Origin of the sequence: Photobacterium sp. WH77 (assembly GCF_022014395.1) — a bacterium.
Classification (GTDB): Bacteria; Pseudomonadota; Gammaproteobacteria; order Enterobacterales; family Vibrionaceae; genus Photobacterium; species Photobacterium arenosum.
In genome coordinates, this window is record NZ_JAKLTE010000012.1 from 14,975 (window position 1) to 38,669 (window position 23,695).

A 23,695-nucleotide genomic window follows, 5' to 3' on the forward strand; every position below is an offset into this window, starting at 1 on the left:
GCCTCGTTATAATGTCACGTCTGACTGACCACCCATATCCCAATAAATGTCAATCATGACAAAGGGAGATGCTGATGAACGGTTGCGAAGTTGATGTTCCGAATGACGCGGTATATAGACAACATCACCCTGTGAGATATGTGTGTGCTCACCATTGATTTCGAGCTGACATTCGCCACTCAAAACAATAAAAGCTTCCTCTTCATCATGAGAATGGCGGTCAACATCTTTGCCAGGCTCAACAACAACCCAAATACAGCCAAACTCAGTAAGAGGACGGCGGGTATTTACCTTATTATCCCATGGGAATAACCGGCGCAACTTACAATTGTACTCATCAGTAAATTCAGCCGCTGTATTTCTTCGTATATATTTTTCGATTGTTGACACTGCTGTTTCCATTGCTTAATCATCCTTTATTTAATCAACTTTTTTTCAATACTTTCAGCTATATTCCATGAACGCAGTGAAAGCAGACTAAATGACCCAGCGTCACCAAAACCATGAGTAGATTCACAAAGACCATTTAAATAAAATGGAGGTGCAGCATTGATTGGTTCAAGACTATAGTCACGGTTTACATGGAGTGATTCATCTTCCCGCAGGTGAAAATGCTGCACAATATCCGACAATAATGGATGGAAATACTCCTGATTTTCTCCGCCACCCATATTCCGAAATCCGGTTGCTAAAATTACACCGTCCACAACCAGTTCTTTTTCTCTGCCTGAAAATTTACTCTTCGTAACAAGAACTACATTGTTATTATTTTGTTCAAAATCAATAATATCTGACATATTATGAATGGTGATACGTTCACGGCCATCAATTTTATTTTCATACATCTTTGCGTAAAGAGAATGAATAACATCATGATCTGCGGAACTGTAATTACTACGCCATAAAGTCTGCGTCAGATTTTTCTGTTCATCAAGAGGCAAATTATAGAAATCATTTACAAATTCAGGGAAGTATATTTCCTCAGTAAACGGACTGACATCTTTTAACTGGTAAGAATAACTTCTCAGAATGTTATGTATCTGCATATCCGGAAAACGTGCCGATAAGTCCAGTACCAACTCAATGGCGCTTTGGCTGCTCCCTACAACTGCGATGGATTTAATTTCTGATTCATGTTCCCACTGTGACAGTGACGATGTGTAGCGAGTAAAATGCGCCACACGGGATAAACGTTTCTCTGCAAACACGGGAGGAATATAAGGTGTTCTGCCGGGCGCAAATGAAACACTTTTCGCATAAAGTGTTCTGTTCAGGCTCGTGTCAATGCGCCAGAAAATCGGATTGTCGCTATCACGGGAAATACCAATCACCTTTTCACCATAACTGACCCATTTATCAAACTTCCTTGCGACCCACCTTACATAACGGGCATAGTCCTTACGCAGTGGAAATTCTAAACCTAAATTCAGATACTCGAACAATCGATCCTCTTCTTTCAAGTAACTCAGAAAACCATAAGGACTGACTGGGTTTCTGGGCGTTACAAAGTCCCGTAACGGATTATGTTGGATATCCGAACCATCCAACAACATCTCCGGTTGCCAATCAGGAGCCGTGTTACTTTCCAGAAATAACATAGATGATGAAAGGTCTTTTTCTTCCAAAGAAATAGCCAATGCAATGTTTCCAGGACCAAATCCAATCCCTATCAAATCATATTCATTGCGATTCATAATAACTCCTGCTGAGCAACTTCACTGTTTAATTTTCTCTCACAGGCTGAATCAGCCAGCGTTTCTTTAATTACTGAAATAATAAAATTTGCACCATTCAATAGCTGTTCCCTGGAAACAGTCAAAGCTGGCATACATTTAAGAACCTCATCCCGTGGTCCACAAGTTTCAATAATTAACTGTTTTTCAAAAAGTCGCTTACTTAATTTTTTGGCAAAGGTGTTGTCAGCAAATTTCATTCCGATCATCAGGCCCCGACCGCAGACCACAGCAGGAACATTCAAGTCATTTAATTTTTCAGTTAAAAATGTACTCAATACATGGTAATCACTTCGAACTTTGCGAGACAAAACATCATTGCTCCAAAATTTTTCAAGTGCAACTGTTGCAGTTACCATGGCTAAATTGTTACCTCGGAATGTGCCATTGTGTTCGCCAGGAAGCCAACAGTCATATTGCCGGGAAATCAGATTGACCGACATCGGTAGCCCAGACCCGCTCAATGATTTAGAAAGACAAACAATGTCAGGTTTGATGCCGGAAAATTCAAAACTAAAGAAGTCTCCGGTACGACCGCAGCCCGCCTGGATATCATCAATAATCAACAGAGCACCAATATCTTTCGCCAGCTTCGCAATCCCTTGTAGCCATTCAGCAGAAGCACAATTTAAGCCGCCTTCGCCTTGAACGCACTCCAATATGAAAGCCGCCGGAAGTTCAACGCCGCTTCCCGGATGACACAACATATCTCTGAGGAAATTGATTTGCGTTTCGTGATCACCAAATGAAAATTGATCATAAGGCAAACGCAGTACTCCCGGCATTTGTACGCCCGTGAGTTTACGTTTGGAATCATTCGCAGTAACCGCCAATGCGCCAAGTGACATCCCATGATATCCGCCAGTAAAACAGGCAACGGTATGACGACCTGTGATCTTTCTGGCCAGTTTTAACGCCGCTTCCACAGCATTGGTGCCTGTTGGCCCTGTAAACTGAATCTTATAATCCAGACTTCTCGGTATCAGAATATGTTGATTAAAAGCAGAAATAAATTTCTCCTTTTGTGTTGTGTACATATCCATTCCCTGAATGATTCCGTTATCTTGCAAATACTTGATTGCAGCTGAAACCATATCGGCATCATTATGGCCATAATTCACAGATCCTGCACCAGAGAAGAAGTCTAGATACTCAGAACCATTCTCATCATAAATGATTTCATTTTTTGCTGATGCGAAGAGAGCAGGAAAACTGCGACAGTAACTTCGCACTTCTGATTCTAGATTTTCAAAAATGGAAAAAGTCATATTGTCCTCACTAAGAGTAATACTCTATTTTAACTGGTATTGAAACCAGCACGTTTTACCCACGCCTTCTGTTTTGTCATAAAGACGCTGTGCAGTTTCATTATGAAGTTGTGTTGCCCATTTCAGAGAGTTATATTTCTGTTGTTCTCTCATCCAATCATAGGCAAACTTAATTAACTCCTGACCAACACCTTTTTTCCTACACTCATTCAGAACAAACAAATCATTTAAAAGAACACTTTCAACGGCACTAACACTTGAGTACGTGAAATATAATGTAATAAAGCCAATAGCCTTACCTGATGAATCCAGGTAAATAAATTGCCTGCCTTTATCATGCTCACTGATAAATTTACTGAAAAATTGATAGTTCACTTTTCTGTCTGGCTCTGCAACGCCATAAAACCTTTGATACAATTCCATTAAATCTAATAATTTTTCAAAATTGCTATCATCAACACTGACAATACGTCCTTTAGACGCAATTACATAACTGCGATTCACCGAGCTTCCTCCTCTTTTAATATAATTTTCTCTTTCTTTCTGGATTCAATATATGAGCCGAGAACAGACAATACAACGACACTCATAATGGCAAGCAAAGAGTAAAATGACAATTGTAAGCGACTATCAAAATACTGGAATAAAAATACAAACAGAGGCGTTAAGAGTAACAGATAAGAGACTTGTCTTGGTGGAATAAGAGCAATACCCTTTTGAAGCATGAACAGTGGAATAACATTTCCTAATATTGCAATAACAACAAATGCAAAAGCATGTTCTTGGATATCATTCACAATGTTACTCCCCATATAAAATGAAACTACGAGCAACAGGAAAAAACGCATTGACATAAGTTGGTATAAATTAAATCCATTTTCATAAATTTTCTTAGAAATAACATTAACTATAGCCATACAAAAACCAGTCATGATGGCCATGATAAACCCAAGTGTTAACTCATGATGACCATCATTCGTTACCGATGAATAGCCACCGGTAACCGTTAATCCGACAATAACCATACAACCAATCGTCAAAATACTGACAAACAATTTAGCTTTGGAAAGCTCACTAAACGCCTTCCAAACTATCAAACTCACCAATAATGTCGCCAGCGGATTAATGCCATATATCGTAGCAGCGGTTAATGCGGGTTCAATATACTTCAGAGATATGTATAAAAACAGCCATGAACCAAGTGTTCCAATATTAAGTACGAGAAAAAGAAAACTATCCTTGATTGTTATCGTGGCTTTATCTTTCTTGTTAAAATGATTCATGAGTGCAAAAGTCAAAGAGATAATTGCAAAATTTACAAATAGGATATTGTAAATTTTGACACCCTGAAGCAACGATCCCAGCCAAACAGACTGAGCAGCAGAGAGGACATCAAAAGTGAGAACAAACATCACACCTTTATTCATTCTAGTATCCATAGTTTACCCGCATTCTCCATTTCACGAATACGCTGCGTATCTGATTCAAGAGCCTGCAGGCTTTGATTCGCTAGAAAAATACCCCCAGGACTGTCAAACAAATTACTTGTTTCTTTAATCTCCTGACCTACTTCGATATTCCAGAAGGACAATGTATAAGAGGAAAGGGTTCCAGCCCATTTTTTTCCCGGAATCGAGGATACTTTACCTGTTTCATAATTTATCAAGGACACTGCTTTTGAATGCTTTGACCAAACAGGAGGTTTACTGGTGCGCTCTTTAAATCTTTCTGGATCAATTGCAGCATCCACTAAAAGATCTAACTGTGATACATCTGAGAAAAACTGCACATTACGGGGTGCTTTAGCTCCATGCAATCTGGCCCCGACTTCAATAAGAACCGGCCCTTCATCATCAAACATAATTTCAATATGAGCCGCGCCAAAACAAATGCCGAGTGCATCCAACACGGCTTTGGCATAATCAACAATCGCAGTAACTTCAATAGTCGAAGGATGAATAAATATTTCTTCCACATAAACTATAGCACCGCTATGCAATTTTTCCTTTCGATACAGAGATACATTCGTAACATAATGAAAGCCATCTAAGCTGACGCTATCAACCACATATTCATTCCCTGAAATATACTGCTGAGCTAATACGTCATCATTATAATTACCTAAAAGATCTCTTTTACCGATAATTTCATCCATTGCCATTTGAATCTGATCTGTGTTTTCACAGAACTTCACACTATCGGTACCGGCTGAACTTATTGGCTTAATAACGACCTTTTCAATCTGATTTTTCTCAATCCACGGAATGAGCGTTTCATAATCTGAAGTTCTTACTTGTGAAATTGAACGAAGCCCAACCTGAGCAATTCGCTCCTGCATAAGATATTTATCACGCAGGCAAATTAACAATGAAGGCTCACAACCTGGCAGCCCTGCTTCATTAGCCAGTTGGTTTGCCAGCAGTACACCGCTCTCTGAACCTGGAACAATAGCTTTACATTCAAACGTTTTGATAAAGTCCAGAATTTCAGACCGATTTTCTTCGTTAAAATGTATGTAATCAACAAAGTTATCTTTGAAGTAAGAGCCCTTGAACGCATCAGGGATGTCAACTGAGCTATGGATACAAACGCAAGCGTACCCCCTGCCAAAAAACTCATTTGCCAGATATTGCCCACTAGAATAAGGATCGACAATCGCAACTATATTCATCATGTGTCACTACCACTACTTTGATATGAAATAGGTTACCAAAGTGTTTCTTAGTTGTAAACGTTACTACCCATACCTTATCAGCATGTGATCTTGGAATTACTCTTATTGTTGGAATAATTATCTAATTTAATATTTCCCACTCAATAAAGTCAAAAATAATGAACTCAATAAAAAATGACAAAACACCCTTACATTTGGAGCACATTCAATTAATAGCAGATGATCTAACTTTAAAATAAATAGTGTATAGTTATTTAATCTAATGATGGTTTTTATCATTTACTTTATTTATAAAATTAAATCAGAATAAAAAACCGAATTAGAGAAAGAGATTTTTTTTATGAAACAATCTAAGTAATTGAATATATAGGACTTTACAAAATAATATTCAATATGGACTCTCAAAATATGAAACATTTTTTGAGCCGAAAATCATAAAATTTCCTTAACAGCAATATCAGATTCAAGCTGTCGCCAAGAGCACTACGACTCACATCATACAATTCAGGAAGTGATTCTCAATTGCCGGAGCAAAGGATACGTAAGCGTTCACCAGTCTCCGATTGACAGCCACTGAAGTGTGACCGACAGCACTGGATCCACCATTTCCTATTGAGTGAGCCTTTCTAAATAACTGTTCCTAAATGTAGATCACTGGTAAGTAGAAATTGAAAGGAACTCGGTAGCGTTTGTGCGATCTGATCAGTCGCCAAACATCCAAAACTCACAAAACAGTACCGAGTGCCATGATTCTATGTAAGCGGTCAATAAACCCCACATACCAATAACGCGCGCGCTTTGACATAGTGCCTTTTTCAGCGGAGGTACTATGAACCAAGAACAAAAGCGCGCCCATTGGGTATCGATCGTGGAACAACAAAAACACAGCCAGCTATCCATCAAGCAATTCTGTGCAGACAACGACATCAGTTATCAAACCTTCTTCTACTGGTCCAAGCGGCTGCGTTCTCCTGACGTGACGCAGACGTTGCAACCCATCGTCTTCGATGAACATAACCACTCGCAGTCTGAGTCGGTGATCATTGTCTTTGCCAACGGCATTCGCGCTGAGTTACCCGCGATATTGAGTGCGGCTCAGATCAAACACTGGGTGGACGCCTTGCAATGACGCCATCCGGTAAGGTCTTTCTGGTCTCCGGCGTGACAGACATGCGAAAGTCCATCGACGGCCTTTCGCTCATTGTCGCCAAGCAGCTTGAGATGGATCCGTTCAGTGAAGCCTGGTTTATCTTCTGTAATCGGGGACGGGATAAACTCAAAATCCTGTTTTGGGATACGAATGGCTTTTGGCTTTACTATCGCCGACTGGAAAAAGGCACTTTCAAGTGGCCGCGCCCCAATCCTCATGGTGTTATCACCATCAGTAAACCCCAGCTTCATTGGCTGTTATCTGGTCTGTCGCTGGAGAACAGCAAAGCCCATCGCCCCCTGAACGGGCTGGAAGTGTGACGCTTGACACTGATCATCATATTGCGCTTGAACGATCCTTTTTAGCCGTCACACTGGACAACCTTCAATGTTGTAAAGACGATGCCCCATGACTGACTTCCCTGATGATGTAGAACAACTCAAAGCGATGCTGCTCAAGCTCTCGCAAGAGAAGCAAGCGATGGAGGAGGAAGTCGCCGCCCTGAAAACCCAGGTACAGCTACTGGTTGAACAGCTTAATCTCAACAAATCCAAACGCTTCGCCGCGCAAAGTGAAAAAGTCGCCAAAGGCACCTTCAACGAAGCCGAGCAGCAGAATGCCTTGCCCAAGCCAGCCGCCGAACGCGGTAAAACCGGCCGTAAGCCGCTGCCTGCCAACCTTGAGCGAGAAGTACAAAACCACACCTTAAATGCCCCGTATTGCGACTGTTGTGATGCACCCTTACACGAGTGCGGTAAAGAAGTCAGTGAGACACTGAAAATCCTGCCGCAGAGAGTCAGTGTGATCCGCCACGAACGCACTAAGTATGCCTGCCGTCAGTGCGAGCAGACGGCAGAGACCAGCAAGGTGGTTACCGCCCCGAGGCCGGCCAGCATGATCCCCAAAAGCCTTGGCAGTGCGGAGGCCTTCGCCGCTGTGGTGACGGCTAAATATGTCGATGCGCTGCCGCTTTACCGTCAGGTTGATATCCTCAACCGCTCAGGCATTGATATCAGCCGTGCCACCTTGGCCAACTGGTGTGTGCAGCTAGGCAGCAAAGTTCAGCCCATCATCGATGCGATGAAAGCGCAACTCCTCAAGGAGCCTCTCATCTGTGCGGATGAAACGACAGTGCAAGTGCTCAGAGAAGAAGACAGGCAGGCGCAATCCAAATCCTACATGTGGGTTTATCGCAGTGGCGAGTATACTGACAATCCGGTGGTGATTTACGACTATCAGCCGAGTCGGGCGGGCGCCTGTGTACGTGATTTTTTAACGGGTTACGTCGGCTATCTGCTGTCAGATGGCTATAGTGCTTACGACACACTCAAAGGGGTCACACAAGCCGCCTGCATGGCCCATGTCCGCCGGGAATTTACCGATGCGCAAAAGGCCTCACCTTCAACGAAAGCAGGTAAACCGGAAAAAGCCCTGACCTTCATTGGCAAGTTGTACAGCATAGAGCGGCGAGCAAAAAACCTGTCAGCAGAAGCGCGGCAACAACTCAGAATGCAAGAAAGCCTTCCTGTCTTGAATGACTTCAAACAGTGGCTGGATAGTCAGCATGTGTTGCCCAAAGGAGCGCTAGGCAGAGCCATCATCTATGCAAAAAACCAGTGGCCGAAGCTGCTGACCTACCTTGATGATGGCAACATCAGTATTGACAATAATGTGACGGAGCGAGATATCCGGCCGTTCACGACAGGCAGAAAGAACTGGATGTTCTCCACCTCAGTGGGTGGAGCGAAGGCCAGTGCTAACCTGTACAGCCTGGTGATGACGTGTCGGGCGAATGATATCAACCCATATTACTACTTCCGGCATCTGTTTACAGAGTTGCCCAAACGTTCGGTGGGCGATGATATGTCGGATCTGATGCCTTGGAGTGTTGATCTGAGTGGCATTGAGTAGGGCTTCACTGCTTTATTGAGCGCTTACGTTGAAGCGGTACACCGCCAGTTCCGCAAGCTGACCAAAACCAAGGGCGGCTTCGCTAACGAAACCAGCTTGCTAAAGCTGCTCTATGCGGGGATGTTGAAGGCTTCTGAGAAGTGGACGCATCCGGTACAGAACTGGAATCTGACGTTATCCCAGTTGAGCATCCACTTCCCGAATAGGGCAGGGCGGGATTATACTTTCTCGCTCTGCCTTTTATCACCAGATTCCACCCCAAAAAACATCTCCATTCGGAAGTCATCACTCCAGCAGGAGCACTTTATTTTTCGGCGTTTACTGATTGATTTCGGGTGATGCTGCGCCATGTTCAGTGCTACTCGTCTTAGTAGAGCAAAAACTTCTGCCGCCTCTCTGTCTCCCAGTCGGCTGGCGTCTTCTCGGTATGTCACATCCAGCACCCAATGTTGTTGATTTTCAATGTGCTAATGCTGCCTCACCGCTTTGCCAGCCAACTCCGGCTCCACATCTAATGAGCTGACATAATAGTGAGTATCTAATGTCCCTTTTCCTTTGTGGCTGCGACTCCGCTCCACCGCGATGACACTCTTTATATCAGGCCAGAGTGAGCTTATCTCATCGGGGAGGGCCGACACCATCTGAAACACTGTCCTTTCTTCTCGCCGTCCATGATTATCATCTCGGGTAGAGTGGCTGGTCAGTCCTTCTCCATCACATGCCCAGTAAGGCTCAAATTGTTGCTGGATTGCCGTGAGCAATTTGGGCTGGTTTTTCTTTACCTGAATGACAAAGTCTGCACCTTTCTCTGTGATTTTCTTTAGGGTCTTTTTCTGGCAATGTAAGGCATCCATCGTCACGATAGCCCCTTTAATTTCAAGGCAATCAAGCAACTGCCTGACCGTGTCAATTTCTTCGCTTTTTTGCTTGGTCGATTGCTGGCAAAGGACGAGGCCTTCTCCGGTATCAAAAGCGCTGACCAAGTGCAGGGCCTTGCCTTTGCCCTGTTGATTGACGATGCCGCGAAGGGTTTTACCATCAAAGGCGATGATGGGCTGACCTTCGCTTTCCCGCTTAGCATTGACCCAAGAAAAGAGCGACTCTACCAGCACTTCTATCTTGACGCCTTTAACGATACGCGCGATCGAATGTCGGGTGGGAATACCGTTGTCAAATGGTCGATACTTGCGCAACCAATCAAGCTTATTCACTCCAAAGTCCTCGATTTCTTGCCAGCCTTCGCATCCTGAAACGACCGCAGCCATGACGAGAAACATGATATCGACGAGGTTATGTTGACGGTTAACGTGGCTACGAGGGTCTTCAATAAGGGATAAGTGAGTAAAAAAGTCCATGTCAGCAAAGCTCATAAAGGAATGAATAACGATCAGATCGCTGTAAAATCAGAAAGTTCCATTAAAATTCAAAGTATGATCCCGCCCTGCCGAATAGGGTCGATCAATATGTGGATCTGTGACTTATGCTGACACAGAACTATGAACAGCCTCCCCGCTTACGTTTTAACTGGTCGCTGAATTATCTGTATGATTAATCAACCAGAATACTTCTGTATACATTTTGCTCCAGATGCCTGATTTTATAATAATTATCATTGAGTTCACGAACAGTGCCAGCAGCCATAAATATGGTCCCGGGGGAAGTTCCAACTGAAAATGTTTTTTGAATTGAGTCTCGCCCTGTTAATGATGACTTGACTGAAAAACTTGAGTTTATAAATGAAAAATCGCTCTCATTTAAATCCCTTGAAATTTTCCCTTCAACATTTGACCTGAGTGAAACTCTCATCATGTTTAACTGATGATCCATTGGTTCATAATCATAATCTCTTCCAAGGTGATAACACTTGACAGATTCATTAATATGATTACTTCCGACTGTTGCGTTAAATAATACCGGGCAAATACCACCATGAAGCCTGCTGTTTATCTCAATAAGCACCGGACCGTCTTGATCAATCATCAGCTCTAAGTGTGAGGGACCAAATTTAATCCCCAAAGCATCAAGGCACTGCTTAGAGTACTCGATAAGCATCTGATACTTTGTATCTTTAATGTTTTCCAGCGTCATGTAATCAAGCAATGGAACACCCATATTTTCTCTTCTGACTTTCCATATTTCAACCACATGATGCTCACCAAAAGATGAAACTGTATTTACGATAAACTCCTGACCGATAATTCGTTCTTGAACCAAAAGACTATCAATAATATTCCCATAAATATTTTTACCACCAACAACTTTAACTAAAAAGTCGCTCGCCACAATTTGATTATCAAAACAGGCTGTATGGTTTACGCCTGTACCGACGACAGGTTTTAAAACCAAATTCTGATGCCCCAAATTGTCTGCAAACAGCATCAGTTCATCCTCATTATGAACAAGTCGCTGGCGGATCGATCTGATATCAGAGTTTCTTAATTTTTCATGGGTACAGAACTTGTTAATTCTAACTTCCGAGTCATAATCATTCGCTTTCTCTGGTAAATATTTATTTTGCAAGAAATCTGTATACTCAACCGCCGGGTCTGATCCTGCTATGAAATTCTGAACTGGCTCAGATTCAAGAAATTCAAATAAAGAAACATCATCTTTGAAAAATTTTTTATCATATAGACTTAAATTTTGCATTCTGATGAAATAAATTGGCATGTCCAACTTAGTTTGAACATGTGCAATTTTATAGCCTAAATTTTTAAAAAGTTCAGGATAATAAGAACCAGAAGAAAATCCATCAATAATTACAATCCAACCACTCATTTCAACCTCATGATTGACCAATCCGAACAGACATGTTTAGCGCAGGAAACAATATCTGGCAAACCAAAATCAAAACTCTCAAATCCTTCAGTTTTAAAGCTTTTTCTCAGTTGTTGATCATATCTTTCCTTCATATCTGGACAAATGAACACTATCGGTAATTCGCTATTTAAAGATTCATACTTAGATACTAAATAACCAGCACCACTTGTGTAGCCAAAAAACAATGCTGTCTCTTTAATTAAATCAAGGGTTGCTTTTTTTATATAAGTTGACGATAAGTAGTGGACCCGATCATACAAATTATGGTTCACATTCTTAGGCACAATCGCACTTCCAATTCCTGATATATCTCTGATACCATTCTCTCCACCAAAAATTACACTACCAACTAGATCGATACCGATAAGTTTTGTATCAGGTTCTGCATCAGACAGGCCCTGATATATTCCACTCGTTGAAGCACCAGAGCCAACAGCACCAACCAATTGAACCGCGCCCAACTGACCAGCAATAAATTTTCCAATCGCTTCATAGCCTTCACTATGCTCCGGTGAATCATACTGATTTAACCATAGTCGAGTCTCTGGCTGTTCAGAGATGTACCGCGTTGTAAAATCAATACGCTCATTCTGACTCAGTTTATTATCAGAAATTTTAATAACTTTTGTTCCTAATGCTTTCAGCATCATGCGAAAATTTTCATCGACAGATCCATCGATAATAATCGTGGATTTTAATTTCATCTGTTTTGATACGATCGCAAGTGACATTGCATAAGTACCACTCGATGTTTCAACCAGTTCATGAATCGTCGGATCAATCTTGTTCTCAAGTATCAACTTATCAATCACGAACTTTACACTTGGAACCTTCATATATTTAAAACTTAGAGCATAAATTTTATTTGAAACCTTTATCAAATCAGGTGAAGAATAGTATTCAAGTGGAGACTGATACATATTATACCTTAATAGAATGGAAATAGGAGTAAATATTTAACCCACGTTTATATAGTTCATTTTGAATAGAGTTCGTGAGCTGTTCAGATTCTTCGTTAACAGGGAAATATAAGAAAGCAACAGTACCAGAATGAGCAACACTAACACCAACATGGAACATTTCAGAAATTTCTATCAGCTCTTTCAGACAAGACTTATTTAATACCCTCTGATTAATCTGAGAACTTTGCAAGCTAAAATTATAGAGTTTATTGATCGATAACTCATTTTCAGATAATAAGGTCTTCACCATATCATCAAAATTTTTAATTTCGTTCTCAGAATATTCTATTTCACTATTGCTCGTATCATGAAAACCGCCATCATCAACAACAATAAACTGAAGATTTGGTAAGTTGATAAACCCAAGCAATATACATTCAGATTGCAAAAAGATAGAAGGCTTATAATAAAGAACCGGATCTGAACGTTCTATATTTTTTAAAATATTTAAAATAACATCATCTCTATCGGGTAAAGCATAAAGTTTAAAGAAAGCACGACAGGTAGCAACAATATCAGCAGAAGATGTTGAGAATCCTTTCGATGGTATAATATTTGATGGACTATCAATTTCGACGACTAAATTATCTTTGATTCCAAACTTTTTTTTAAGCATATGGATCGCTTTATATGCCTTCAAGTATTTATCTTGGCGCACATGTTTATCAACCATAAAAATCTTTGCAGTTCTTTTAGACTGCACAGGCACTGATACCAAGAAATTCACCAAGTTTCCATTTATTTTTATTTTCCCCTGAATAAGTTCACCAATCGAGATTGGACAGCTATGTTCAACACCATTTATGATGTATGCTTCCGCTAATATTTCACTAGACAAAATTTAACTCCAGTATCAAATTGAGTGCTATATTTTATTCTCATCGTATTAACGACATAGTATTATCTAATTATTGCAGTGCGAACACTTTGAAAAGGGATGAAATATATAGCACCAACTATCAATGACATAAATACAAATAATAACAACGTATTCAACCAACTTCCTGTCAATGCATAAGTAAGAACAATGAGTGAAACTCCAATTAACTCAAACAGTTTGTTAATTTGAGTAAACTTACCCATGTTTTTACCAGAATTTAGATTACTCGTTAAATTTTGATTAATCACGATGCTTGTCGGTAACATTAATCCAGTTCCGATGCCCATCATTAATGATGAAAATCCGAAAACATAAGATTCGTAATGGAAATATAGCAGTGAGAAAAAGCAAATCAGACTAATCAACGAACACAACTTACCAACTCCCATAAGGTAATAACTGTTCGTTAGTGAAATTTTTGTTTTCGAAATAATTAGACGGATCGAGACAACACCGATTCCATAAAGTGACATCAGAAAACCGATTTCTTCTAATGAGCTACTTTTTGTGAATAAACTTGGAATAAATAAGAAAAAAAAGGCAACATAAACATACATATAACTACCAACAATGGTATTAATTAATGCTAGTTTTGGTATGCTAATTTTAGAATCAGAATTTATTGCTTGCTCTGTGATATCTTCACTTAAGACACGTTTTTTTAACAAAACAAACAAAGATAGTATGAACATCACCAGTAAACAAGTCATCACAATTGCACCTGAATCCAGACTATACTTTTCTTTTACCGAGAACAGTAATGGTGCCGACATTCCTGTAAAAGAGACAACAAAAGCTAGTGTGTATATTCCCTTACTACCAAAATGAATTTTACATAACTTAATACATCCAATATTTACAATGACAGAAAGTGTCGAAATTAATAGTGTCATGATAAACAACATATAGATGCTTAAATCGAACAGAGACACAAACAAAAGGACGATAAACGTTGATACTGCCATCACTTTTTCAACAGGCAACTTATCTACTATGGTTCCAATGTATCCTCCCAACAGGATTGGAACTAAAGAGAATAACACAGTCATCATTAAAACAGATTCACCCAACATAGGTGAATAACTGCTTATAGAGACTCTCATAAAATTATAAACTGAAAATGCTATAAAAAAATATAAATGCAGGATATACATAACTAAACCCTTTCATTGAAATGGAAGTAAAATTCATCTATTTTAATACAACGTTTGCGCTTGACTTTTTCTTTGTATTTTTCTAATTAAATGAACTCAATCGTATTATTCTGTGCATATTTATCAACATACTTTAAAACCCTTTCAGCTATTCCTCGTTTTCAATAATAATCCGAGACATATAAATCATTTAAAATCCAAAGCGGCTTTAATTTCACCGGAGAGGAATTAGGATATATTTAACTGAAGCCAACAATTAAACCATCAATCTCTGCAGCAGGAAATAGATAGTCATCTTTTTAAACCTGGCCTTTAAAAAATAAAAGTAAGCAGCAGCATCAGAGTTTTGCTGATAAATAATACGATATTGATCTGACAACGGGATCAACTTATCTATATCGTTCATCGTAAACTTTCTAATTTTCATATATTCTCCGGCATATAATGTTGGCAATCTTCATCAATTTTAAAAAAAGCCCTCATCAGTAAGAATTGAACGAATCATTGAATATGCACATTTTGCAGCTTTACCATTGCATCCTGCAATTCTAATCAGATTCTTATCTCTCACTATTTTAGGATATCCAGATTGTGTTAGAGTAAACATGCAGGGTTTAATTGCTACATTCTGAATGTTACTAAACTTTTCTTTAATGAAATAAATTGCATCTGCATGCTTATATTCCCTCGAACTTGAATTTCTAAACCAATCGATAATTGAAGACTTGGAATCGAGACACTCCGGCTGTATTTCCGAAAATCCTATTTTCAACTGACCAACACAACGAACTTTGTCATATTGGTATACACCGTAACATTCTGTAAATTTTTCATGAGAAATGGGTACTAAAAAACAAAAATCTTTAACTCCTGCATCATGTTCAAAGAAGTACAACGATTTCCCAGCAACCTTACCAATAGATAAGTCATCTAAACAAATATAAGCCCCCCTTGTATCAATTATGCGCTTACATACAAAAGTACGCATTTTCGACTGAACATAATAATGAGAAAACATTTTGCTATATTCTATGTTTGCTATGTTTTCAATAAATTTTACTCCATTTTCAACTGCCATACTTTTCAATGTATTGATGTAAAGCATCGGATTCAGAATTGCACCATTTCTAGGTGCTCCGTCTATACTCTCGGTGCTTTCCGCTTGTGCATGCAGCTTTTGCCAGGCATGTGTTGACTGATAAAAATTTACATCCCGGTAGAACGGACTATCCAAATTAACTGATATTTCTTTATTAAATTTATCAGATTCTTTAGCCATATCATTCCAATATGGATCTTGATCATCGAAATGCACAATCCTAGATTCATCAAAATGACTAGAATATATTTCATTTCTAAAAGCATATGGTGTTGATATATTTAAAATATTTCCGTATTTTTCAGACAATAAATAGGTAGCCATTGAACCTAAAATGCCATTGCCCAAAACTATGATATCATAAATCATAATTCAAACTCTAACTTAGAAAACTCATAATGTTCATAATTATTTAATTTATTATCACAACTTTTTTTTAAAACATAACTATATTTAGGTGCAATCGGGTATAGCAAATTTTGTAAAGTCTTATACACATCATCTTTTGTAATCTCACCAGCATGGATCATTCTTTGCAGATGCTTTAACTTAAGTTCACAGTCTTTTGCTATCTCCCTTATAGAAAATTGCCCTTTCTCCTGAACAGAAAGAAATAACTTATCCCCTAGTTTACCATTTGTTCTTTTATTTTCTATTTGATCACAGGATGTCAAAATATCATTGACCAGTGAGCAAAACCTTCTCCCTTCAACCAAAAAATGCTCCAGGATAAAGCTTTGTTCAGAATATTCAGGTGCAAATTTTGCCAAATAAAATCGAATCGCATCAGAATTGTATTTCTGCGCAAGATCGATTGCCCAAATAGCATGTCCCTTACTGGTTGAAAATTTATCTGAATCCAAGTTATAAAATTGATTCGTATAAAACTCTGAGACTTTTGGCAGTTCCTTTTTAATACGTAATCCTGCTACTTGTAATGCCTGATGAAGAAAAACATAAAAAAATGAATTATCAAAACCTAAAAATTGTACATACTCCTCTTCACCTGTCATTTCGCCTGACGCTTTATTCAAAAAATAAAAGTGTCCAGGATACATCTCAGCCCATACATTCAAAACTTGACCTTGCAATCCCAAATCTTCAAGTTTAATTCCACGAGGTAGCTTATGTGATAATATTACCTTTGGTAATCGATTAATTAATATTCTGTCGACAAGTAATTTTAACCGTGGACGCATCGAGATATTTGATAAATTTTTTTCGATCTCTCGTCTGAACTCTTCTAAATCAATGACTAATCTTGGTTCATTTTTTTTAATTAGTCGTGATGGGTTGTAATTAATGAGATCTGTTCCATTGTTGGGAAAACCACACGTTTCACAAATTCCACCACAACACTCATCAAAACATTCTTTACATATTCCAGATATAAAGGACTCAATCGGATATTGATTCGTAATTGGGTCATAATAAACTTCTGTTTCAACAATTTTAATTTGTTCAGACTTATATAAATCACTAAAAAAACTTGTAACATAATCTTCATACTCTTTATCATGTTCTCCAAAGAGGTTAATATCAATCGAGAATGATTCAAGAACTTCAAGGATTTCGTGTTTTGACTTTTTAATTAATTCAGTCGGGAAAACATTTAACCGCTCAGCGGTTTTATCTACATAGGATTGATTATCATCAGTGCTGATACAATAAACGGTTTTTTCTTTACATTTTTGAATTCTTTTGTATATATCAGCGGCAAGATATGGCCCACTCATGTGACCTAAATGTAAGCTACCGTTTGGGGTTGGTGGTGGTGAAACAATAAACATCCTTGGTGAATTATTTCCACTAATCATTTTTACTCCATTTATTTTAATCACTGCTTTAAATACGATAGACTGAAATCACCGCTATTATCGGTCGCTCATCAAAAACTTTGATAATTTATCTAAAAGTCAATGTATCAGATCTTATTTTTTGAACATCTCATAAGTTTTCTTATGACCTCATATACAACACCTCTATCGTAAACCAGACTTTCCTTATGCTGAAAAATCTCTTACGACTTAGATACCGATCGCAATAAGCCGCTAAACTTTTGACGAGCGATCTGCAAAAAATAATGATTTTAATCTCCACCATTTATCGATGAATCCCTTCTATACGGTTTTACAGATGCCCCTCACGAAATCAAACAACACAACAACCAAAATGAAACAATGTACAGATAATAAGTCAACCATGTTAACATTTCCAGACATAAAGATGAATTAACCAACAAAAAACACACCTTATATTGACAATATTGTAATTAATAATGTGACTCTGCTTCCGTGGGTATCATTACTTGTCTTGAATGCGATTAAATACTTCTATCGGATGGTTTTCGACACCACCTCCCCTCCTTGAATACTCAGATCCATTTAATAAGCGCACCAAATATTGATTCAAAGTATTCAACCCTGTACGAAAAATTTAATTTATCTGAAAATAACTTTTCCTCTCCGATTTCATCGATAACTCCGAGATTCAGACCACCGAGGAATCAATTTCTGATGCTTTTTGATTGATTGTCAGAAAGATGAGGAAACTTTAGTTTTTTATATCACTATCAATTGACTTATTATTGATGTAACTATTTTTAATGTTCTCAGTTCACAGGATGAAAACGTTCACAGTGACGACTCAGACTATCCGCAGATAATATTCAATACTGTCTTATTTCATCAGTCGCCGTTGATAAACTCTTGGCAGGACGTCAGACAGCCTCAGCACCGCATCAGAGGCTTTCCTGAAAGTTAAATAGTATTTATCGTGACACAATTCACCAGGGCTAGAGCACACTTTGTAAAAAACGTTAACAAATGCCTATCATGCAAACATTTAGTATGTTTTTAGCTCAATTTCTATAGGCGTTAAAACGTAAAAGTGCATATATAGGCGTAATTATTGCCTCGGAATGCAATGTTGATGCGATTTAACAAAGTATGCTCCTGCCCTGCACAATTCACTGAGCCACTGATTCGAGGTCATCTCTATTGCAAAGCAAACCTCATCACTTTATATCGGTGACACTACCGACTCACTTTGTAGGTCGATAGAGCATTTTCAATCTGGCTTTCCGGCGTTGTATCAGCGAATAAATGGTAACCAGGTGCAACAATTTTCGAGAATGATTCAATACGAATCTCAAAAATGTTCTTTATCGGATACTTTTCATCAGCCAATTTGCGTAACTCAGACAAGTAGCCTTCCCACCGACTATCTTCCTGGTTTACAATCCTTGCACTTCCGGTAACCTTAAACCCGCGTTGTTCAAAAACATCAACGAAAGACACACAGACTTGAGGATTCAGCAGAATGTTTGTTTCGCTCCCTGGTGAAGCAATGTTTGCAATGAGCATCAATGTCTCATCTAAGAGCGTAAAAATCTCTTTCGGAGATACATTGGGTCGTGAATCATGTCCAACAGTCGCTAACCAGCACAAAACACTTCTGTCAGCGTACTCTTTCAGCTGCATTTTTCGTCTCCTGAGAATACCGTTGCATAATTTTTAATATCCGCTTCATTCATTGTCAAAAAAAAAAGCAGACAGACATCACACCTTCGAATAATTTCATTTCTACCCCCTGTATTGCCCCATTGCTGAACGGCAATGAAGCGGTTGAATCCCCATCAATGTGCACAGGAAAAACTACATCGCTCAGGACAAGACGCGATGAAGATATGTGAATCGGAGGTACATACGAATGATTTGCCGCAACACGGTGGCAACGTGGTTTCCCGTTCAGAGATTCGTCACCAGACAAGTGATTCAGCCCGACTGATTATCTGCGCGAAAAAAAGCCCCGAGTCTAACTCGGGGCCGTTCTTCAATATCAGCATGACTTTCTGCTATGCATGCAGCAGCGCCATGGATTCTCTGGCGATCACCCATTCTTCATTGGTCGGAATCACCATCGCCATAGGGGTATTGGGTTTAGTGATCACGCCTTTTTCGCCGAAACGGGCGTTAGCATTACCCGTGGCATCTTCGCGGTAGCCGAAAATTTTCAGGTACTTAAGCACTTCACTGCGTACCGGCAGGGAGTTTTCACCAATGCCGCCAGTGAATACGATGGCATCCAACTCTTCCAATGCCACCATGTAAGAAGCAATGTATTTCGCCACCCGGTAAGTGAAGATTTCGAAAGCCAGTTTCGCACCGGCATGGCCTTCTTCCATGGCTTCAACAATGCCGCGACAGTCGCTGGTTAAGCCGGAAACACCCAGGAAGCCTGCTTCTTTGTTCAGGGCTTGCTGCACATCCGCCTGACTCCAGCCTTTGTTGATCAGGAAATCCACGATACCCGGATCTAAATCGCCGCAGCGGGTGCCCATCATCAGGCCGGCTGTTGGGGTAAAGCCCATACTGGTATCAACACTCTGGCCATTACGCACCGCACAAATCGATGCACCGTTGCCTAAATGCACAGTGATCACATTGGTTTTTTCTGCCGGTTTCCCCAGCTGTTTGGCCGCTTCCTGACTAACAAAGAAATGGCTGGTGCCGTGAAAGCCATAGCGACGGATACCCAAGTCCTGATAAAGCTTCTGAGGCAACGCATAGCGATACGCTTTAGCAGGCATACTTTGATGGAAGGCTGTGTCGAACACTGCGTACTGCGGCAGGTAGGGGAAAGCACTGATCGCCGCGCGGATGCCGATAACGTGCGCCGGATTATGCAATGGCGCCAGCTCACTCAGCGCTTCAATCTCTGTCAGCACATGTTCATCGATTTTCACAGTTTCACTGAAACGCTCGCCGCCATGAACCACACGGTGGCCAATGGCAATGATGTCCTGCTTCAGGCCCAGTTCATCGAGCAATAGCACCAGACGATCAATCGCCTGCTGATGATGATTGCCTGTCGCTTCCAGCGCAAAGCTGGATTTCTCACCGTCATAGTTCCAGCTGACAGAGGCATCGCTGAGACCAAAGCACTCCCCCAGCCCTGTCAGTCTTGCATCACCACTGACGGCATCGATCAAAGCAAATTTAAGCGAAGAGCTTCCGGAATTAATAACGAGTACAAGTGAATGGCGCATGGGGATTCCACCAGAAGATTGTCGGCTTATTTGGCACTCAGTGCCCCCTGACAACAGATGTTGTCGGCACAGATGCTAAGAAATTGATGTGGAGCAACAGATTCATAGCATCTTGTGCTGCACCATAATACTCAATTTTTTTTGAATGATTCAACACAATATTCAAATTTAATGTAAAAATACAAAATTTTTTTGCAAGGAATCAAAAAACAGAGCGATAGTTCAACAAAGAGAAGAGATGTACATCCGCTGATCCGTCACGGGTATAGCGCCTAGTTCGCTTCAGACGAAGACAGATACCTTTGGTACATAGCCTCAACGTCGTTGCTGCACATCACATCCATATTGGCTTTCAGCATGGATAATGGCCAGTCCCACCACTTCATTTCCAGAAGCTTAGCCACCTCGCTGCCGTTAAACCGTGACTTAACAACTCTGCCAGGATTACCGACCACTATACTGTAAGGCGGAACATCTTTGGTGACCACTGCCCGCGCGCCAATCACTGAGCCATCACCTATGTGTACACCCGGCATTATGACGCACTCACTGCCGATCCAGACATCATTGCCGATAACCGTATCACCCGCTCTGGCAAAACCGGCTTTAACTTTGTCACCAAATTCACTGACCTCAAACGGGTAAGACGATATCCAATCGTGTCTGTGTCCCTGATTGCCTGCCAGCATAAAAATGGCACCCGAAGCGATCGAGCAGAATTTACCTATGATGAGTTTATCAACCTCACCAAAAATGCCGGATTCCCACACCGCTTTTGTGGAGTGATCGCCCATCAGGTAACGTACGCAATGATCTTCAAAGTGCTTGTCGTGGTAATAGCCGGAATAGTAAGTAAAGTCCCCGACAATAATGTTCGGGTTAGTCACTTTTTTATTCAGCTCATAACCACCAAGCCAGGAAGGAAAGATAGTCGCCATCATTACCTCATACTCAAACATGCGCAAAAAACTGCGACTTTTTATGTCAGTATAATGTAACTGTCTGGAAGCAGCCGCGCTATGCTGTCACCCAACTAAGACAACAACTCAGCAACGGCTGAAAAATGGCAGAGATTTCGCTTATGCGGATGACACTGACTCAGCAGCGATCATTTCACCGCTCCAGTCTTTTTTTGCCGTATTTTGTGAACCGTTACCCTGCCCGGACGCAGAAGGACCAGGATTCGTTTGCACCCCTGAATCCACATCAATGTCTTCATTGATGCGGCCTAAAGCGGCGTCCAGCTCAGCATCAGTCGGACGGTATTTAGACCTGTCATACATTTTGTCGAGCAAATCCATGGTGGAATGCACAGGTACTGGCGGGTTGTGCAAATACTTATAAATCTGCTTCGCCACTTTCTGAACATTCAAAATTGACTCAATGCCCACATGCTGAACCGCTGTATCCCGCTCTTTTTTGGCATCCAGATATCCCGAAGCAAACGCCACAGAAAACCAGATATACGCAACAGCGGCATCGGTGACATTGGTAACTGGCTGGTCATTGTTCAGATGCATTTTCCCCGCCAGATACTGGGCCTCCAGGTTGCCGAGCTCGGCCGCTTTCTCCAGCCAGTAAATGGCTCGCCGGCGATCTCGCGTCGCCCCCACTCCGGTCTGGAAACAATAGGCGACTTTAATACAGCCCATCGCATCGTTATTCACGGCCGACTTTAAACGCCAGAAAAAGGCACGACGCGGCGATGGGGTCGGATTCGACTCCACCACGTACCAGTCACCCAGAAACAGCTGTGCCGGCACATATTCCATTTCAGCCGCTTTGATCAGGTGGCCGACACCCGAAGTGGTATTGATCGCAGTACCATAGCCTCGGATCTCAAAACGACCGAGTTCAAACAAGGCCTCTGGTTCATTGTTGTTTGATTTGACCAGGCACTCCCAATAACGCGACTTGGCTTCACCGTGAGGATCATCGACATCCTGACGACTCAACCGTGCCAACGCATTCTGTCCGATTTCATTCCCTAGTTCAGCAGCTTTCTGGTACCAGCCTAATGCCACACGGAGATTGCCAACTTCATTTTCCTTCGCTAACGATAAAATGCTGGGAATATGACCTGACTGCGCCTTTTTGACTTTTTCTTCGTGTTCAACAGCCTTTGCCTGTTCTAATACCTGTCGGTATTTTTCATCCTTGAGTGCCTGCTCTCTGGCAGCCTCACGAACGTCTTTCATCAGTGCAAAATACCGGGAAACCGCCACAATCAGCAATACAATGCCCAGGCAAACGCCTAAACCGAGTTGTGACATAACCCCTCTTAAAACAAATCTGTATTCTTTGTAATAACGGCATTTTGGGATAAATCTAAAGTTATATTTTCTCTGATTTTGAAGCTGGTCAGATCAGGGCACCAAAAACAGCACAAAAATCCCGGTTTGAGCAGAGATTCTGCGAAAACCGGGACAGAAAAATCACTAATGTCTGCGACGCTTAATCCAGCGAAATGCCGTTCACAGTCAGGCTGACTTCCACATTTCCGCGTACGGCATTGGAGTAAGGGCATACCTGATGGGCTGACCTCACCAATTCAATGGCTGCTTGATCATCCATCGTCAGTTCAACGGACAAATCAACCGCTAACGCAAAAGCGCCACTTTCTTTAGCCAGTAACCGAACCTTTGCTTCTGTCGGTGCTTCACGCAAGCCCAGTTTCTGAAGACCCGCAATATGCAGCACTGCATTTGAGAAACAAGCCGAGTAACCCGCGGCAAAGAGTTGCTCTGGATTCGTAGCTTCTCCGCTGCCGCCAAGTGCTTTGGGATAGCTCAGAGAAACAGCCAGCAAACCATCATCACTCTTCACCTGACCATTGCGACCAGCGCTTGCTTTTGCGGAAGTGGTGTAAATTGTTTTCATCAGATAACCTCTAATAATTAAGTTGTGTACAATTTAATTTCACGCAATCTTATATCGATTTTCAGTTCGAACGCAAGTATATTGTGCGCAATTTAATTGAACTCTATCCATTCA

Annotated in this window: 20 protein-coding genes and 2 pseudogenes; 4 read left to right on the forward strand and 18 right to left on the reverse strand. The window is 40.8% G+C overall.

Translation table 11 applies throughout. The features are described from left to right. Positions 1-6: 6 nt before the first annotated feature. The 6 genes from L6J37_RS13165 to L6J37_RS13190 are packed head-to-tail and all read right to left on the reverse strand — an operon-like array spanning position 7 to position 5,675. The gene (locus L6J37_RS13165) at positions 7-402 is read right to left on the reverse strand and encodes a cupin domain-containing protein (protein ID WP_218385010.1); all 396 of its coding nucleotides are present in this window, start codon (positions 400-402) and stop codon (positions 7-9) included. A 14-nt stretch (positions 403-416) separates the two neighbouring features. After that, positions 417-1,694 (reverse strand): SidA/IucD/PvdA family monooxygenase, encoded by a 1,278-nt coding sequence (locus L6J37_RS13170; RefSeq protein ID WP_237795422.1) that lies wholly within the window; start codon positions 1,692-1,694, stop codon positions 417-419. Further along, complete coding sequence (gene ectB, locus L6J37_RS13175; protein WP_218385015.1) at positions 1,691-3,001, reverse strand: diaminobutyrate--2-oxoglutarate transaminase; 1,311 nt, start codon at positions 2,999-3,001, stop codon at positions 1,691-1,693. The genes L6J37_RS13170 and ectB overlap by 4 nt, the downstream gene beginning before the upstream one ends. 24 nt (positions 3,002-3,025) lie before the next feature. Beyond that, positions 3,026-3,505 (reverse strand): GNAT family N-acetyltransferase, encoded by a 480-nt coding sequence (locus L6J37_RS13180; protein ID WP_218385016.1) that lies wholly within the window; start codon positions 3,503-3,505, stop codon positions 3,026-3,028. After that, positions 3,502-4,428 (reverse strand): DMT family transporter, encoded by a 927-nt coding sequence (locus tag L6J37_RS13185; protein ID WP_218385018.1) that lies wholly within the window; start codon positions 4,426-4,428, stop codon positions 3,502-3,504. Before L6J37_RS13185 ends, L6J37_RS13180 begins: the two co-directional genes overlap by 4 nt. Continuing rightward, positions 4,425-5,675, reverse strand: coding sequence for an ATP-grasp domain-containing protein (locus L6J37_RS13190; protein ID WP_218385021.1), 1,251 nt, complete (start codon positions 5,673-5,675; stop codon positions 4,425-4,427). The genes L6J37_RS13185 and L6J37_RS13190 overlap by 4 nt, the downstream gene beginning before the upstream one ends. A gap of 829 nt (positions 5,676-6,504) precedes the next feature. Here L6J37_RS13190 and tnpA point away from each other — a divergent pair. The 4 genes and pseudogenes from tnpA to L6J37_RS13210 all read left to right on the forward strand — a co-directional run. Continuing rightward, entirely contained in the window at positions 6,505-6,804 is a 300-nt protein-coding gene (gene tnpA / locus L6J37_RS13195; RefSeq protein ID WP_218385023.1) for an IS66 family insertion sequence element accessory protein TnpA, read from the forward strand. After that, entirely contained in the window at positions 6,801-7,145 is a 345-nt protein-coding gene (tnpB, locus tag L6J37_RS13200) for an IS66 family insertion sequence element accessory protein TnpB (RefSeq protein ID WP_218385025.1), read from the forward strand. Before tnpA ends, tnpB begins: the two co-directional genes overlap by 4 nt. An 88-nt stretch (positions 7,146-7,233) precedes the next feature. Further along, entirely contained in the window at positions 7,234-8,736 is a 1,503-nt protein-coding gene (gene tnpC / locus L6J37_RS13205) for an IS66 family transposase (RefSeq protein WP_237795423.1), read from the forward strand. Positions 8,737-8,763: 27 nt separating this feature from the next. Continuing rightward, positions 8,764-8,943, forward strand: a pseudogene (locus L6J37_RS13210) (IS256 family transposase); the annotation flags it as partial. A gap of 11 nt (positions 8,944-8,954) precedes the next feature. On the opposite strand, the pseudogene L6J37_RS13215 reads toward L6J37_RS13210, so the two are convergent. From L6J37_RS13215 to L6J37_RS13270, 12 genes and pseudogenes are all read right to left on the reverse strand, one after another. Next, positions 8,955-10,091 (reverse strand): annotated as a pseudogene (locus tag L6J37_RS13215) (ISAs1 family transposase). A gap of 193 nt (positions 10,092-10,284) precedes the next feature. Beyond that, complete coding sequence (locus L6J37_RS13220; RefSeq protein ID WP_218385029.1) at positions 10,285-11,514, reverse strand: ATP-grasp domain-containing protein; 1,230 nt, start codon at positions 11,512-11,514, stop codon at positions 10,285-10,287. After that, positions 11,511-12,476 carry a pyridoxal-phosphate dependent enzyme gene (locus tag L6J37_RS13225; protein ID WP_218385031.1) on the reverse strand — a complete coding sequence of 322 codons (966 nt, stop codon included), beginning with the start codon at positions 12,474-12,476 and terminating at the stop codon, positions 11,511-11,513. The genes L6J37_RS13220 and L6J37_RS13225 overlap by 4 nt, the downstream gene beginning before the upstream one ends. A gap of 1 nt (position 12,477) precedes the next feature. After that, positions 12,478-13,356, reverse strand: coding sequence for a GHMP family kinase ATP-binding protein (locus L6J37_RS13230; protein WP_218385033.1), 879 nt, complete (start codon positions 13,354-13,356; stop codon positions 12,478-12,480). 62 nt (positions 13,357-13,418) lie between these two features. Then, positions 13,419-14,471: a hypothetical protein gene (locus L6J37_RS13235; protein ID WP_218385035.1), complete on the reverse strand. Its 1,053-nt coding sequence runs from the start codon at positions 14,469-14,471 to the stop codon at positions 13,419-13,421. A gap of 547 nt (positions 14,472-15,018) precedes the next feature. After that, the gene (locus tag L6J37_RS13240) at positions 15,019-16,020 is read right to left on the reverse strand and encodes a hypothetical protein (protein ID WP_218385037.1); all 1,002 of its coding nucleotides are present in this window, start codon (positions 16,018-16,020) and stop codon (positions 15,019-15,021) included. After that, complete coding sequence (locus L6J37_RS13245) at positions 16,017-17,468, reverse strand: class I tRNA ligase family protein (protein ID WP_237795424.1); 1,452 nt, start codon at positions 17,466-17,468, stop codon at positions 16,017-16,019. The genes L6J37_RS13240 and L6J37_RS13245 overlap by 4 nt, the downstream gene beginning before the upstream one ends. Before the next feature lie 1,218 nt (positions 17,469-18,686). Continuing rightward, positions 18,687-19,133: a pyridoxamine 5'-phosphate oxidase family protein gene (locus L6J37_RS13250; RefSeq protein WP_218385041.1), complete on the reverse strand. Its 447-nt coding sequence runs from the start codon at positions 19,131-19,133 to the stop codon at positions 18,687-18,689. 374 nt (positions 19,134-19,507) lie between these two features. Next, complete coding sequence (locus tag L6J37_RS13255; RefSeq protein ID WP_218385043.1) at positions 19,508-20,701, reverse strand: acetate/propionate family kinase; 1,194 nt, start codon at positions 20,699-20,701, stop codon at positions 19,508-19,510. 272 nt (positions 20,702-20,973) lie between these two features. After that, positions 20,974-21,639 carry a CatB-related O-acetyltransferase gene (locus L6J37_RS13260; protein ID WP_370630687.1) on the reverse strand — a complete coding sequence of 222 codons (666 nt, stop codon included), beginning with the start codon at positions 21,637-21,639 and terminating at the stop codon, positions 20,974-20,976. A 141-nt stretch (positions 21,640-21,780) separates the two neighbouring features. Then, positions 21,781-22,974, reverse strand: coding sequence for a tetratricopeptide repeat protein (locus tag L6J37_RS13265; protein WP_237795425.1), 1,194 nt, complete (start codon positions 22,972-22,974; stop codon positions 21,781-21,783). 181 nt (positions 22,975-23,155) lie between these two features. After that, entirely contained in the window at positions 23,156-23,581 is a 426-nt protein-coding gene (locus L6J37_RS13270) for an organic hydroperoxide resistance protein (RefSeq protein ID WP_237795426.1), read from the reverse strand. Between the last annotated feature and the right edge of the window lie 114 nt (positions 23,582-23,695).